This window comes from Pelagicoccus enzymogenes, assembly GCF_014803405.1.
GTDB lineage: Bacteria > Verrucomicrobiota > Verrucomicrobiia > Opitutales > Opitutaceae > Pelagicoccus > Pelagicoccus enzymogenes.
On record NZ_JACYFG010000006.1, the window covers coordinates 535,177 to 550,407 of the forward strand.

General features: G+C 57.4%; 11 protein-coding genes. 9 read left to right on the forward strand and 2 right to left on the reverse strand.

What is annotated here, in order from left to right; genetic code table 11:
• The first annotated feature begins 23 nt into the window (after positions 1-23).
• Together IEN85_RS04685 and IEN85_RS04690 are read left to right on the forward strand one after the other, a co-directional pair.
• On the forward strand, positions 24-1,997 hold the full coding sequence (locus IEN85_RS04685) for a DUF4340 domain-containing protein (RefSeq protein WP_191615903.1): 1,974 nt from the start codon (positions 24-26) through the stop codon (positions 1,995-1,997).
• Between the two features lie 6 nt (positions 1,998-2,003).
• Positions 2,004-4,787, forward strand: coding sequence for an AsmA-like C-terminal region-containing protein (locus IEN85_RS04690; protein ID WP_191615904.1), 2,784 nt, complete (start codon positions 2,004-2,006; stop codon positions 4,785-4,787).
• A 114-nt stretch (positions 4,788-4,901) separates the two neighbouring features.
• Here IEN85_RS04690 and IEN85_RS04695 read toward each other — a convergent pair whose 3' ends face one another.
• Positions 4,902-5,345, reverse strand: coding sequence for an REP-associated tyrosine transposase (locus tag IEN85_RS04695; protein WP_191615905.1), 444 nt, complete (start codon positions 5,343-5,345; stop codon positions 4,902-4,904).
• Positions 5,346-5,976: 631 nt separating this feature from the next.
• Between IEN85_RS04695 and IEN85_RS04700 the strand changes: the two genes are divergently transcribed.
• From IEN85_RS04700 to IEN85_RS04710, 3 genes are all read left to right on the forward strand, one after another.
• A complete protein-coding gene (locus IEN85_RS04700; RefSeq protein WP_191615906.1) occupies positions 5,977-7,062 on the forward strand; it encodes a ribonucleotide-diphosphate reductase subunit beta in 1,086 nt (361 codons plus the stop codon).
• 170 nt (positions 7,063-7,232) lie between these two features.
• The gene (locus tag IEN85_RS04705) at positions 7,233-10,421 is read left to right on the forward strand and encodes a ribonucleoside-diphosphate reductase subunit alpha (protein ID WP_191615907.1); all 3,189 of its coding nucleotides are present in this window, start codon (positions 7,233-7,235) and stop codon (positions 10,419-10,421) included.
• A 190-nt stretch (positions 10,422-10,611) separates the two neighbouring features.
• A complete protein-coding gene (locus IEN85_RS04710; RefSeq protein ID WP_191615908.1) occupies positions 10,612-11,133 on the forward strand; it encodes a GNAT family N-acetyltransferase in 522 nt (173 codons plus the stop codon).
• Here the strand turns inward: IEN85_RS04710 and IEN85_RS04715 are convergent.
• Positions 11,130-11,426 (reverse strand): type II toxin-antitoxin system TacA family antitoxin, encoded by a 297-nt coding sequence (locus tag IEN85_RS04715; protein WP_191615909.1) that lies wholly within the window; start codon positions 11,424-11,426, stop codon positions 11,130-11,132. The two genes, IEN85_RS04710 and IEN85_RS04715, sit on opposite strands and share 4 nt — an antisense overlap.
• Before the next feature lie 40 nt (positions 11,427-11,466).
• Between IEN85_RS04715 and IEN85_RS04720 the strand changes: the two genes are divergently transcribed.
• From IEN85_RS04720 to IEN85_RS04735, 4 genes are all read left to right on the forward strand, one after another.
• Positions 11,467-12,372, forward strand: a complete 906-nt coding sequence (locus tag IEN85_RS04720; RefSeq protein WP_191615910.1) for a DUF2971 domain-containing protein — start codon at positions 11,467-11,469, stop codon at positions 12,370-12,372.
• A 42-nt stretch (positions 12,373-12,414) separates the two neighbouring features.
• A complete protein-coding gene (locus tag IEN85_RS04725) occupies positions 12,415-13,083 on the forward strand; it encodes an RES family NAD+ phosphorylase (protein WP_224772445.1) in 669 nt (222 codons plus the stop codon).
• Between the two features lie 75 nt (positions 13,084-13,158).
• A complete protein-coding gene (locus tag IEN85_RS04730; RefSeq protein WP_191615912.1) occupies positions 13,159-13,512 on the forward strand; it encodes an antitoxin Xre/MbcA/ParS toxin-binding domain-containing protein in 354 nt (117 codons plus the stop codon).
• A 147-nt stretch (positions 13,513-13,659) separates the two neighbouring features.
• On the forward strand, positions 13,660-14,823 hold the full coding sequence (locus IEN85_RS04735; protein ID WP_191615913.1) for a hypothetical protein: 1,164 nt from the start codon (positions 13,660-13,662) through the stop codon (positions 14,821-14,823).
• The last annotated feature ends 408 nt before the right edge of the window (positions 14,824-15,231 follow it).

Genomic DNA, 15,231 nt, shown 5'->3' on the forward strand with positions numbered 1-15,231 from the left:
TCCGAACAACTAGCACATAACAAATGCGCTTAAAACTTACGCTCACCCTGCTCGCCATCTTGCTCGGCTTGCTCACCTACATCTTCTACATCGACAACCGCACCGACAGCGGCGAGTACGAAGACCAACGCTCCAGCGTGCTAGGAGACCTCGCGGTCGGCATCGACTACCTCAGTATCCAAAATAACGCTACCGGACAAAACATCACTCTCCAGCAATCCAACAACCGTTGGATGCTTCGCGAACCCTACCTGTGGCCCGCCAACGAATTCGCCGTCCAACGTATCCTCACCGAACTCCGATTCCTCGAACGCATCTCCTCCTTCGAAACCAATATCGTCTCCAACTCTGGCGTCTCCCTGCCCGACTACGGACTCAAGCCCTCCCAGTTCGCCATCATGATTGGGCGCGGCGACAAGCGCTCCACCCTTCACATCGGCAAACCCACCGAGATCGGCAACAACCTCTACATCCTATCCACCGACCAGAGCCACGTCCACGTCGTCAACCGCTCGCTGCTCGACTCCATTTCCGTAAACCTAGACGACCTGCGCTCCTCCAGACTCTTCGACATCGCCGTCTTCGAGGCAACCTCCTGGAACATCCAAGTACGCGAAGACGGACGCAACCTGCGGGCCTGGTTCGCCCGCAATGGAGACAGCTGGGTATTCGAAACTCCCATACGGGCCCGAGCCGACTCCGAGGCGGTCAATGTGCTGCTGAACCGCTGCCTCAGCCTCGAGGCCGACTCCATCGTCGCTTCCAACCCCACTGACCTCTCTCCCTACGGCCTGCAAAATCCGCTCTACCGCATCGCCATCGAGTCCGACCAAGACCGAGAAGTACTTGAAATTGGCGAGAAAATTTCGCCCGACTCCGAGTTCCGCTACGCCAAGCGCGAAAGCCGCCCAACCGTCTTCCAGCTACGCATCGAATTCCTCGAACTGCTCGCCAACTCCCAAACCATGCTCCGCGAACGCCGTATCTTCGAAGTCGACGTCACCGCAGCCACCACCGTCACCATCGAGCGACGCGACGAGCTACCGCTCACCTTGCAAAAGCTCGAGGACGGCACCTGGGAACTCGTCGTGCGCGACGAAAACCAAGGCATCCAAACGATGGATGGCGACGCCAACGCCATCACCGAAATCCTTCAGTGGCTCGACGAACTAAAAGCCGTCCCTGACGACGGTTTCGTCAACGATGCCCCCTCCGCCCCTGACCTCGAATCCTACGGACTGGAGGTTCCAGAGTACACGATCACCGTCACTTCGAATCGATTGTACGGCAAAGCCGAGCCCCTGCCCGAGCTACGCACCGAAACCCTGCTCATTGGCGACCGCACTCCCGACGATCGCCACGAAAGCTTCATCAAGATCGCGAGCAAAGACTTCGTGTATTCCAGCTACAACGACATCTTCTCGCAGATCGACAACGACCCGCTGCGCTACAAGAACCGGAACATCATCTCTCTCCCGGACAGCACACGTATCCAAAAGATCACTATCGAACGACTATCAGACAGGACCATCATCGCCGAGCAAACCATCGATCCCGCCGCCGAAACACCCAGCCCTGAAGCGAAGCTCGCAGCCGTCGTCTCACAACTCACCGTACACAGCTTCCACCCAGAGGGATTCACTCGCACCGTTGAAATCGCCGGTCGCAGGCGCCCTTGGGCATACAAGCTCGTCGCCACCGTAGGGACTGAGGACACCGAAAACGCAATTACCCAACTGATCGAAATCTACGTCTCGGAAACCACCGGAGGACCGCTGCTCTGGGGAGGAATATCCCAGACGAACCAAGGATTCCGCTTCGGAACCGAATTCATCGACAGCTTCTCCGACATCGTCTTCGACCGCGTCGCTCGAGAAGCGCCCGAACAGCCCTTCAGCACCAAGCCCCTGCCTGACGGGCAATCCACCGGCCGCCCCTCTAGCGAAAACCAGTTCGAAGCCGCTACCCCCGTCCAGCCCAGCGAAACGACCGAGTAGGGCCGCATGAGCAAACCGCGCAAAAGCCCGATCCGCTTCGCTTGGAGAAGCGCCTGCAAATCCTGCAGCGCCCTGTTCCAATGGTGCTACTCGGTTATCGTGCTGCTGCTGGTGAGCGCTACCATCTTCGCAGCCTACGTCGCGACCCTCGACGACATCCCAGTACCCAACTTTATAATACGGGAGCTTCAGTCCCAACTCCGAAACAAAGGCATCGACCTACGCATGAGCGGCGTGCGGTTCCAGCCAAACGGACGCATCATATTCCAACAGCCGGAACTCTACTCCCCCGAACTCGGCTCCACCATCGTCGCCGCTAGGTCCGCCGTAGCGAAACTCAAGCTCAGCCACCTCGCCTTCGGCAGCGTCGCCGTCGACGAAGTCCGCCTCTCCTCCGGCCGCTTCGTCATCCCCGCCATGCTCACCCCTAGTGGCGAACCGGCCACCGCCATCCGCTCCATCAACTTCGAAGCCACCCACCGCGGACAACGCTGGAACATCGACTACGCCAACTGCGCCATCGGCAACCTGAAAGTCTCCTTCGCCGGACAAGTCGACGACTCCCTGCTCGCTTTGCCGCCCCCCAACCCAGACGCCCCCAAGCCCTCCATCAGTCAAGCCGTACTCAAGTTTGCCCCCAAAATCACGGAGCTGCAGCAGGAGCTGAAACGCTTGGAAGCACCCTTCTGCACAGTCGACCTCAGCGTGCTCAACAAGCAGCAGTCCGCCGACATCCATGTCGGAGCCAAGCGAGTCAGAATCAATCCGGAAACCCTCGTCCACGACCTAGTGGTCCGCGCCCAGTACACCCTTGGTGCCCGACTCCACGCCAAAGTTTACGCCCACAAAGCGGAACTGCCGCAGGGCACCATAGTCGAAAAAATTCACCTAGACGCCAATTGGCCAGAGAACACCCCACCCCAACAGATCCTCCCTGAAAGTATCCACTTCTCCGCGACAAACGCCACACTCCGAGGGATCACCCTCCCCTCCCTCTATGCAGTTGCCCACCCCGGCAGCGAGACTCACTCCGCTATCGTACAGTTCTCCTTTCCCCAGAGCCCGATCGTCGCCCGCATCGAACATCAGGTCGCCAGCAAGACCAGCTCCGTCGACCTCACGGCCCAGCTCGATTCCGCGACCCTAGAAGCCCTCAACCCCATCGCCCTCGAACTCGCCAAGCAAGACATCACCCAGCTGGCCAGCCTCGAGAAGGCAATTGACCTGCACGCCATCGCCCAGCTCGACGAAGCCTTCAAGCCCAGTCGCCTCGAAGCCTTCGCCCAAGCCGGACCGACCTCCATCCAAGGAGCAAACATCGACTACGCCTCGACCCACGCCACTTTGCGCGGCCCCCAAATCGACTTGCACGCCATCCGGCTCCAATCCGGCAAACAAAAAGGCGTCATAAAAATTGGATACAACCTCGACACCCTACTACGCCGCATCCTCGTGGAGGGTAGCTTCGACCCCACCATGATCAACGGCTGGTTCAAGCCCTGGTGGTCCGCCATGTGGGACGGCATGACCTTCCCCGAGGAAGGCATGCTCACCTACCTCGACTCCCAAGCCACCTTCAAACGTCCCGACACCGTCTTCGTCACCGGCACCGGCTACGTGCGCGACCTCGACCTGCGTGGCATGCCCGTGGACGAGCTGCGCACTCGCCTCTTCTCGCTCTTCCACTACGTCGACCTCTACGACATGGAACTCGCAACCGCGGACGGACAACAAGCCATCGGCGAAATCCAGTTCCACATGGATCGCGACGTGCGCGACGAGAAAGACAAGCTTACTGGAATTTGGATACAGGCCCAATCCACCCTCGACGTCAAAAACGCCCCCAACATCCTCTGGGAAATTGCCGACGAATCCGCGGCCATCCTCGAGCCCTACTGCTACGACCTCCCGCCCTACATCTCCGCCCGCTCCGCCTCCGTGAGGCACCTCGACGAATACCTCAACGATATCGACCTCGAGCTGCAGACCGAAACCGCTTTTACCTTCTACGGCTTCCCCTTCGAGTCGCTCGACGCCTTCGTGCACATCGACGACGACGTGATCGACATCCCGCGAGCCGAAGCCCGACTCGGCGACGGGCTCGTCAAGGCGACCGCTTTCATCATCGGCGACGGGCTGGAGGTCGACGCCCAACTCGACCAAGTCGGCTTCGGCCAAGCCCTCAACGCCAGCAACACCTACTTCGCCAACGACGGCAGCGAAACCGCCCAAGCCATGGACCCCGAGCGCCTCCTCGGATTCGGCGGCAAAATGGACGCCCAATTCCGCGGCAACGGCATCGTTGGCAATCCCGTCTCCTTCCGCGGCGACGGCAGCTTCTCCATCGCCGACGCCGACCTCGGCTCCTTCCGTCTCTTCGGCCTGCTCTCCAGCACCATAAACGCCCTCAACCTCCCCATTCTCAAACACCTCACCACCCTCGAGTTCTCTCGTGCCAAATCCCCCTTCCTCGTCGAGGAGGAGATCGTGCGCTTCACTGCTGGAGAGATCGACGGCCCCGGAGCCAGCATCAAAACAAACGGCACCTATAACATAGAGACGGACGCGCTCAACTTCTCCGCCCGCCTATTCCCCCTGCGCAACAACAAGGTGCCCGTTATCACCCCAATCCTGAATCTCCCCCTCGACCTCTTTTCCAACATCTTCGAAATCTCCGTCGGCGGCACCTTCGACCAGCCCAAGCTCAGCCTCTTCAACTCCAACACCCGCGAGAAGATCGAAGTCGAGTCCACCGCCCCCAACCGCGAACACCGCCCCACGAGACGGTAATAAGTGGAGGGACGGGTTCCACCCCGTCCGCGCCAACCCGATTAAAGTCAACCCGATCCCATCACCCAATCCCCCCCCCACCACCACGGACGAGGTGAAACTCGTCCCTCCAGTTCACTCTTTCCATAACAGAACGTTCTCCTCGCCCTGCCATCTCCACCAATCCGGGCTCTCCACCAATCCCGCCCGCACCGGATTCATTTCCACGTAGGCCCACTTTTCTGAATACGAATCCCCGCTACGCAGCTGCGTATCCCAAAAATCCCGCTGCCAGGCGAAGCCCTCAAGCTTCCCCTCCCGCAGCGAACGACTCACCACCGACTTCCAGTAGCGTATCCATTTTCCAACAGGCGGAGCATCCACCACCCCCGGAGCGCAAAACAAATGAACATGGTCCGGCATCACCAGCCATCGACCCACCTGCCAATGATCAGCCTCCCTCCACGCTGAGCGAAGCGCTTCCACAAACAAGTCGTTGGCCATCACCGGAGCACGCCCCTTCGAGCAAACCGTCAGAAAAACGATCCGCGGCCGCTTGCCCTGATCGAAAAGCGGCATATGCGCCCGACGATTCCTATCAGGCAACAGCATGGACCGAAAATCCACCAAGCCACCCACAAACGCAACCCTGGAGGGACGGGTTCCACCCGGTCCGCGCCAACCCAATCAAACACAACCCGATCAATCGCCCACCGATCCCCCTCCAACCCGATCCCAACATCACGGACGAGGTGGCACTCGTCCCTCCAGCCCGTCGCCCCTCGTCCCTCCAATCCATCTTTCCCCCAAAACCACCCCTCACAAATCCCTACATCCGTGGTCTTCGGCTTGTAAAAAACACCGGTAAAAACGGGGTAAACTCAACGTGACAAATCGGCGCCGGAGCTAAGTCACTGATTTAGAATTTCTTATTGATTTCCGGCCGACGACGCGGGGCAAAAGCCTCGTAAATCAAGTCCAAAAAAAAATTATTCACACGTTGACGACGCGGAAAAGCTCCCAATATCTTGTGGTCTTTCCAGAGTGGACCACACCATATTGTGGTTAATACGAAGTGGATAAGTCGGAATAACTCCCGCTCGTCAGGGCGCAGGAGCTATGTTCTCTTTCCCACCCTCCCCATTCGGAATCCTCCCACAACACACCTTAAACAAAGCCAAAACTGTCTCTACAGAGCTCGAATCAAACCATGCACAAAACCTACACCGTCGGCAGCCGCTCCTTCGTCCTCGACCAGACCAAGGCGGAAGAAGCCTTCAAGGCCAAGAAGATCATCAACGGCCGCGAAACCATGACCTTCAATCTGCTCCCGCTCAAATACAACTGGGCCTACGAGCTGTACAAGACCATGAAGGCAAACCACTGGGAGCCGGAAGATATCATCATGAACAAGGATATCGAGCAGTGGAAGGACGACGGACAGGTATCTGAGGTCGAGCGCTGGATCATCATGATGGGTGTGGGCTACTTCTCCGCCGCCGAAGGCATCGTGGGTGACAATATCCTGCACGTCATCCGCCACCTCGTCACCGCTCCTGAGCTCAAGCTCGTGCTCGGCCGCCACGCCCACGAGGAAAACGTGCACGCCGACTCCCTACTCTACATGATCTCCTCCCTCGGCATCAACCCGCACGAGTGCGAGGCCATGTTCGAAGACATCGAGACCATCGTGGCCAAGAACGAGTTCGTCACCCGCCACTCCCACGCCTTGCGCCGCGACATCGACCTCACCGTCACCGAAAACAAGCAGAAGTTCGCCAAGAACGTCTTCCTCTTCGGCCAGTGTATGGAAGGCACCCAGTTCTACGGCATGTTCGGCATGATCCTCTCCCTCTACCGCCAGAACAAGTTCCGCGGCATCGGCGAGATGTTCCGCTACACCCTGCGCGACGAGTCCAACCACATCGAGCTCCTGCGCAACCTCTTCATGGACCTCGTCGAGGAGAACTCCGACATCTGGACCGAAGAGTTCCGCGAGAACCTCCGCGAAACCATGGCAGAGGGCATCGCCCTCGAGAAGGCCTTCATCGAAGACTGCCTGCCCGTCGACTCCATCGGCTTGGTCAAAAAGGATTTCCTCCAGTACATCGACTACATCGCCGACCGCCGCCTCGAAGGCTGCGGCCTAAAGCCCCTCAATCCCGGCATCACCAACCCCCTCCCCTGGCTCGCCGAGATGATGGACATCAAGAAGGAGCAAAACTTCTTCGAAGGCCGCGTCACCGAGTACCAAAAGGCCTCGTCCCTCGAAAACGACGACGACGACGACCTGTAGTCGCCCCGTGGGAAGCGGCCTCGCGCCGCGATTCTCCCTCACACCAAGGCCCGCTTCAGGGCCTTTTTCCCGTTTCCCCACCCCATCATTTTCCAAAACCACTTCGTGACTCTTCGTGCCCTTCGTGGGCAAAAACCTTCCACCACTCGCCAACCAACCTTCTCCACAACATGATCAATCCAAATCTCCAAGAAGACCTCGCCCTCAAACGAATCGTAGCCGCCTCCCGCGAGAAGTCCCACGGCTTCGACTGGCGCTCCGGCTTGGGCGACACCGACACCCAACGCGCCGCCATCAACGTCGTCACCCACGAGGGCGAAGCCACCTTCAACCTTTCCGAAATCGTCGACACCATCGGCAACGCCCTTGCCAACGTCCTCCTCTCCAAGAACGAGACCAACGTCTTCAACGAAGAAAACCGCGAGTGGGTCTGCTCCGTCGCCCGCCAAGTCTGCGACAAGCTCGAATCCAAGTCCCCTGAAACACTCGAGTCCCGCGTCGGTCTCAGCGAACTCTACGACCTCATCGAAAACACGCTCGTAGACAACAACGCCTACGACGTCGCCAAGTCGATGCTCATCAACCGTCAGCGCAAGCTCGTCGCCGACAAAACCGCAGGACTCAAACACGTGCGCCTCATCCGCCGCGACCGCAAGGTCGTCCCCTGGAAGCAAGAGAAGATCGAAATCGCCGTCCGCCGCGCCTTCCTCTCCCTCGAGCTCAACTCCGACCCCGCCGTCCAAGTCGCCGAGGCCGTCACCGAGCGCGTGCAAGCCTCCGCCCACGCCTTCGTCGAGATCGAAGAAGTCCAGGACATCGTCCAGGAAGAGCTCATGCGCCAAGGCCACTTCAAGGTAGCCGCCCACTACGTGCTCTACCGCGAAGAGCGCCGCCAGATGCGCGAGCAAGAAGCCCTCCAGCTCGCCAACGCCACCGAGCAAGACTCCATGGTCGTGGTCAAGAAGGCCGACGGCACCACCTACTTCTGGGACGGCATCGACCTCAAGAAGCGCATCGAGTTCGCCTCCATCGGCCTCGACCTCTGCCTCGACGCCGAACAAATCGAGACCGAGCTCCGCCGCGCCATCTTCGACGAGATCTCCGAAGCCGACCTCGAGAAGACCATCACCCTCAACGCTCGCACCCTCATCGAGCAAGACGCCGACTTCGCCAAGTTCGCCGCCCGCATCAAGCTTTCCTACATGTACGAGGAGACCCTCGGCTGGGACATCGTCCGCGACGGCATCGCCGCCATCAAGAGCTTCCACCAAAAGAAGTTCAAGGAGTACGTCCGTCACGGCATCATGATCGGCCGCCTTAATCCCAAGCTCAAGGAGTACGACATCGCCAAGCTAGCCCGTACCCTCGACCCCTCCGCCGACCTCGAGTTCGACTACCTCGGCATCCAGACCCTCTACGACCGCTACCTCATCGTCGACAAGACCCAGAAGAAGCAGCGTCGCATCGAGACGCCCCAGTTCTTCTGGATGCGCGTCGCCATGGGCCTATTCCACGCCGAAGAAGACTCCAACGAAAAGGCCAAGACCCTCTACCGTCTCTACAAGTCCCGCCGCTTCTGCAGCTCCACTCCCACCCTCTTCAACTCCGGCACCTGCCACAGCCAGCTCTCCAGCTGCTACCTCTACTACGTTGAAGACTCCATCGAAGGCATCATGCAGCGCGGCATCGCCGACAACGCCTACCTCTCCAAGTGGGCAGGCGGCCTCGGCGGATCCTGGACCGCAGTCCGCGGTACCGGCTCCTACATCGGCGGCACCAACGGCGAGTCCCAAGGCATCGTCCCCTTCCTCAAGCTGCACAACGACCAGCTCATCGCCGTCAACCAAGGCGGCAAGCGCCGCGGCTCCGGCTGCGCCTACCTGGAAACCTGGCACAACGACCTCTACGACTTCCTCGAGCTGCGCAAGAACACCGGCGACGACCGTCGTCGCTGCCACGACATGAACACCGCCAACTGGATTCCAGACCTCTTCATGAAGCGCATGGAAGCCCGCCAGTCCTGGTCCTTCTTCCGCTCCTCCGAAGTCCCCGAGCTGCACGACCTCTACGGCGAAGCCTTCGAAAAGAAGTACATCGAGTACGAAGCCAAGGCCGCCAAGGGCGAGATCTGGTCCAAGGAAGTTCCCGCCATCGAAGTTTGGAAAAACATGCTCCGGATGATCTTCGAAACCGGCCACCCATGGATCACCTTCAAGGACCCCTGCAACGTGCGCTCCCCCCAGGACCACGTCGGCGTCGTGCACAGCTCCAACCTCTGCACCGAGATCACCCTCAACACTTCCCAGGAAGAAACCGCCGTCTGTAACCTCGGTTCCGTCGTGCTCGACCAGCACCTCGACAAGGACGGCAAGATCGACCACAAGAAGCTCCGCGAGACCGTCCAGACCGCCATCCGCGCCCTCGACAACGTCATCGACATCAACTTCTACCCAACCGAAGCGGCCCGCCTCTCCAACTCCCGCCACCGCCCCATCGGCCTCGGCATCATGGGACTGCAGAACTGCCTCTACCAGCGCAACACGCCCTTCGCCTCCCAAGAAGCCGTCGAGTTCAACGACGAGATCATGGAAGCCGTGGCCTACTACGCCATCGAAGCCTCCTCCGATCTCGCCGCCGAACGCGGCACCTACCAGAGCTACAAAGGCTCCAAGTGGGATCGCGGCCTCCTCCCGCAGGACACCATTGACCTGCTCGAGAAAGAACGCGGCACCGAAGTCGACGTCCCCCGCGGCGGCAAGATGGACTGGACTCCCGTCCGCGAGAAGATCGCCAAGCACGGCATGCGCAACTCCAACGTCATGGCCATCGCTCCCACCGCGACCATCTCGAACATCACCGGCACCTCCCCCTGTATCGAGCCCGGCTACAAGAACCTCTTCGTCAAGAGCAACCTCTCCGGCGAGTTCATCATCCTCAACCAGCACCTCGTCCGCGACCTCAAGGAACGCGGCCTCTGGGACGCTGAGATGCGCGACAACCTCAAGTACTTCGACGGCGAGCTCGACGAGATCGAAAACATCCCCGACGACCTCAAGGCCAAGTACAAGACCGCCTTCTCCATCGACTACAGCTGGCTCGTACTGGCAGCCGCCCGCCGCCAAAAGTGGATCGACCAATCGCAGAGCGTGAACCTCTTCATCGCCAGCCCGGACATGAAGACCCTGTCTCACATGTACCGTGCCGCTTGGCGCCACGGCCTCAAGACTACCTACTACCTCCGCAGCCTCGGCGCCTCCACCATCGAGAAAGCCACGGTAGGAGCGAAGAAGGAAGTCCGCGGCATCGTCGGCGGCAAAGCCACCGCGGCTGAGCCTGAAATCTGCGAATCGTGTCAATGATTCACAGAGTTCAGGGAACCTGTACCGAGGAGCTCCGCGACGACACCCGACTTCGAGTGAACACGAGAACAAAGGCAATTTGCGAGAGCTGCCAGTAGGCGGGCCTAAATCAACTCTTCCAAAGCCTCGCACCCTAATCCAGTGCGGGGCTTTTTTCCAAACTCCTGTATCGAGCAAACAACTCACAACCATGCCCGAAACCCAGTACGTTATAGTGCCCTTAGATCCCAGAAGGCACGACCGAGAATCATTCATTTGCGAAGAGCTCGAACTCAACGAATACCTCAAAAAGCGGGCCCGCAAAGAAGCAGAGGCAAAAACCTCAACTTGCTTTGTCATCACAACCGAATCCGCTCCATCTAGCATTCTTGGTTACTACACCCTCTCAAACGCCAGTATCGCCTCAACGGACCTTCCCCAGAAATTCCTAAAACGCCTGCCAAGATACGAACGAATTCCCGTCACCTTACTGGGGCGAATCGCTAGAGACGTGGGCACCAAAGGAACTGACGTCGGTAAAATGCTGATGATGAGTGCCCTTGAGCAGTCCCTAAAAGCCTCTAAGTCAGCAGGATCTGCCGCACTCGTTCTCGATCCCAAAAACGACAAAGTAGCGAGTATCTACAAAAGCTGGGGCTTCGAACGACTTGAAAACAAACAGATGTTCCTACCAATGAAAGACATCGAAAAATTCATCGAAGTCGCGACCTAAGCTTCTTTCACGTTTTCTTTGTAAGCCTTCCAAGCAGCAACAAACTCGGGCGTAGGCTCCCTCGGCGGAGCCAACAATGCCTCTGCAAACCTCAAAGAATCCTCGGCGTTAAGCTGGATAACACGCTCTTGCTCAATCACCTCCAACGCCGCCTCTCGGAGGCGCATCTTAACGAAAGCCGAAACCGAAATACCCGACAGCGCCGCAGCCTTCTCAATCAACTGCTTATCCTCCGGACGAATCCGAGTCGCCAACCTTTCAGTTTCAGCTTTCACGACTGATTTGTACGTCATTTAGACACACAAACTCAAGCCTAAATTCCGACCTCGAGAAATGAATCCGCCTCTCCCTCCCGAAAAACTCATCCACTATACCAACGCCAAAGTAGCTGCTTCGATTCTGCTGAACAAAGAGCTATGGCTTTCAAATGCCCGCGACATGAACGACATCTCAGAAATCGAGCATGGATGGAGAATCCTCGAGACTAACAGTGGTATCGCGAGAGCGATCGACAAATTCGGTCTACGCGAGAATCTCGAAAGCTGGGAGAATGATTTCATGCAAAACACCTTTTTCTCCTGTTTCTCCCAATTCAAAGGCGACCATGAGGAGCGTGACGGACGCCTCTCAATGTGGAGGGGCTACGGAGGTGAGCATCCAGTAGGAATCATTTTCAATACACAAGTACTGCAAGGCTTACTGGGGCATTCGGTTCACAGCTTCCGGCTAGACAAGGTCTCCTACGATCAAAACGAACAACGAGATAAGGTGCTAGCAGCCGTCGATGTACATGCCCCAACAACAGAGAAAGACCCGATCAAGATAATGGACGCGCTTCAGCCCATTTTCTACCAGCTCCCCTTCTTCACCAAACACCCCGGATTCGAAGAAGAACAAGAGTGGCGACTTCTATACAATACGTATCACGATACAGATAAGGTAGCCCCCTTCGAACCCACAATAACAAATGAGTGGATGCTCGATGATGAAGCTAATCCGATCCGGAGAGTCGCAAAGCTAAAACTAACCAAAATACGAGATCCGGAAGCGGCGAATCCTATCAACGATGGGGACTCCCGCGACCTAATACCTGAAATCATAATTGGCCCCATGCCCGAATATAATCAGTGTAAAATCGCAAAAACCCTTCAGAATATCGCCGACGACTCAGTTTTTAATAATATAATAATCAATCGCTCCCAGATACCTTATAGAAACAGATCCAATAGAGCACGATGAACCTAAACACGAGGAAAGCAAAATGAGGTCAGCTCTTAAATCTTGATATACGCCCCGACCTACTCTCCTAAGCACCAACGCGAGCTGTTACCTCGCCCCACCAAAAAAACTAACTCTTGCCCCTTATGTCCACACCCCGAATTCGAGGCTTTCTGCCGCCGCCTCCAAGGCCGCCCCAAAGGATCTAGCGAACAGTTCCAAGGAACGCTCTTTAGATTCGTTCATCCTCGCTACTCCTCGGGAATGGACGCAACGAGCGGAATGGGAGCACTCAAGGTCTCTGGTCGCTGGCATCCCCAAGGCAGGTTCCCCTGCCTCTACACCTCAACAACACCGGAAACCGCCCTGCAAGAGATGTTGGCAGCCAATCGCTACAACCGCCTTCAGGACCATCGCTCGCTTCCGTCGACCCTTGTCGACATACGAGCCGAACTCTTTCACCTCCTGGACCTCACCAACGGAAAGCTTCGCCAACGCCTGAGATTATCCAACATCGCGATCCAAAACTGCGACTGGCGCAATACGAACCGCTTTGACAGGGCGGAAGCCATCACCCAAGCCTTAGGCAGGGCCGCATTCGATCTCGGATACGAAGGCATCATTGCTCCATCAACTACGAGTAATCCAAACGGGCGAAACGTAGTGATCTTTCCAGGCAAGCTCCTGCGTTCCGAAAGTATCAAATTGCTCACTCCCATTCCCAACACCTAAAAGTGGAATTTTCCACTTTTCTTTCAAACAAGCTGATGCTAGGGTCGTTGATCAAAGAAGAAGGACCGAAACAAGATGATCAGCGAACTCGACACTAAGCCCCTCAACGCGGCGACACTTAAGGAGCTGAGAAAGACCGTCCAGCTCAACCAGCAAAAGTTCGCCAAGCTGAGCAACAACTCCCGTGAGACGCTCATCACCTTCGAAAAGACCGGTCGCGTATCGAAAGGTGCGAAGCGCGGGATAACAGAGGCGGTCAGACTCATCGAGGCCCTCAGCGAGATCATCGAACCCAAGAACATCGCAAGTTGGCTAACCACGACCAATCCCAATCTCCGAAACAAGTCCCCTTTAGACCTGATCGAAGAAGGCCGCGTCGACATCATCTGGTCCATAATCGAAGAAACCCGCCAAGGCACCTTCGCCTAAAACAAGCGAGGCCAACTCCCGGACGCTTCAGGAGTATTGGCATTCAGAAAAGACGACATGGGAGGCGTTGCTATCTTAAGGGCCCGTTCCTAGAGGGTGACCTCGGTCTTGAACTCCGAGGGCGGCTCCCCTTTTGTGACTCACAAAATGGACACAAAACGCATCAGCTCGCCGCAAAGCGGATCCTATCCGATGGAGATAAAGAAGGCCCTTGCCGCTCCGGGCGAATTCTTGCGAGCCGGGCAAGCCATCTACGAAATCCAGGATGCGCAAAAAAGACGCTTGCAGGTCAGGTGCCCGCTCGACGGAATCGTGAGCGGTCCCGTTTTAGCCCCTGGTTCAATCCTGCCTTCCGCTCAAATTATCCTCGAAATCGATCCCTCTGCAAAAGAAGAAACCGTGGAAGCATGGACGGAACCCGCCGCTGTGCCCGCTCCAGAATCCCCTCAGCCCCCAAGGCAGAGCAAACGGAAGCAAGCCAACGCCAAAGAAGCCGTCTGGCTACCCTTGCTCGGACTTTTCATCAGCCCTTTCCTGGTCTGGATCGCGCTGCACCTGACGCACTCCCTCGCTCCCGCTAGCTACCGCTACGGCGCTCCCGCTCTCGCGCTTTTCCTTCCATGGCTCCTCTACTTCGCGCTTCCGGGGAAGAGCCTGAAGAAGTCACCCGCTGTCGACTACGGAGCGGGGCTTCTGCTTGGCAGCCTTGTCAGCCTCATCTTCTTCTTCGCCACCTTGTTTTTGCCAGCTCGACTCCTCGCCGCTGGCGATAGCCAGACCATTCACCGTCTCTTCGAGCCGATTACCTCCGCTCCCTTACGCATCGAAAACGAACGTCTCTACTTTCTCGGCCAAGACATGGGGCAAGCGCAGTTCGACGATTCGATCCCCCTGTCCAATGGCGGCGCACTAGGCTGGGATTTTTCTCTCGAATCCGGGTCGGGACAAACGGGGCAAATATGGTTTCCCGACGGAACGCTCGGCCCCAAACTCGAGGACTTCATTATCCAAGTCTTCGCCAACACAAATGGAGAGACAAGCATCGCAACCTACGCCACTCCGGTTAGCCAGAGTTCGAGCAACCAGCCAGAGTGGAAATGGACACGTGCGATCTACAGCAACGAAGGACGCTTGCTGGAGCGCAAAGAGAACCTTCCCAATCGACCCGCAAGCGACGCTTCTTCCCCAATCGATCGCGGCTACTTTCGCTATCCGGTACCCGAAGGGGCCGTCCGCATCGTCGGGAGCTATAAAGCCGCCGAACCGATTACACTGGACGTATTTCCCTATGGTTGGTCTGAGGAAAACTAGCTCTACTCGGAACATTGAAAACAAGGGGGAGCCAGAAAGATGACATAGGAGCAGTTGTCATCTATCTGGATGTCCCCAACTGAAGTAAACACCCTGTGCAGCGACAACATTCCTCGCTCTACCTTTGATCAAATTGCGGAGAGCAACCTCCACGAGTCCAGCATAGCTAGAGGAGCGACTGGTGAAGCCCCGCAACCAAGCAGGATTAATCGTGCCGCAAGGGCACTTCCTACTATTGAATTTCGCCTTCTCGTCAAACGGGCGAAAACCGCTCTCTACCAAACACCTTAGACGGACAAGGTCGTAGGCCACAACCTTGTACCAAAGATGTGAATACTTATCCACGAACCCCTTGAGCAAGGGATGGTCTTGGTAGGCGTCTTGCCCTTCCACGCTCTCGCAAAAGAG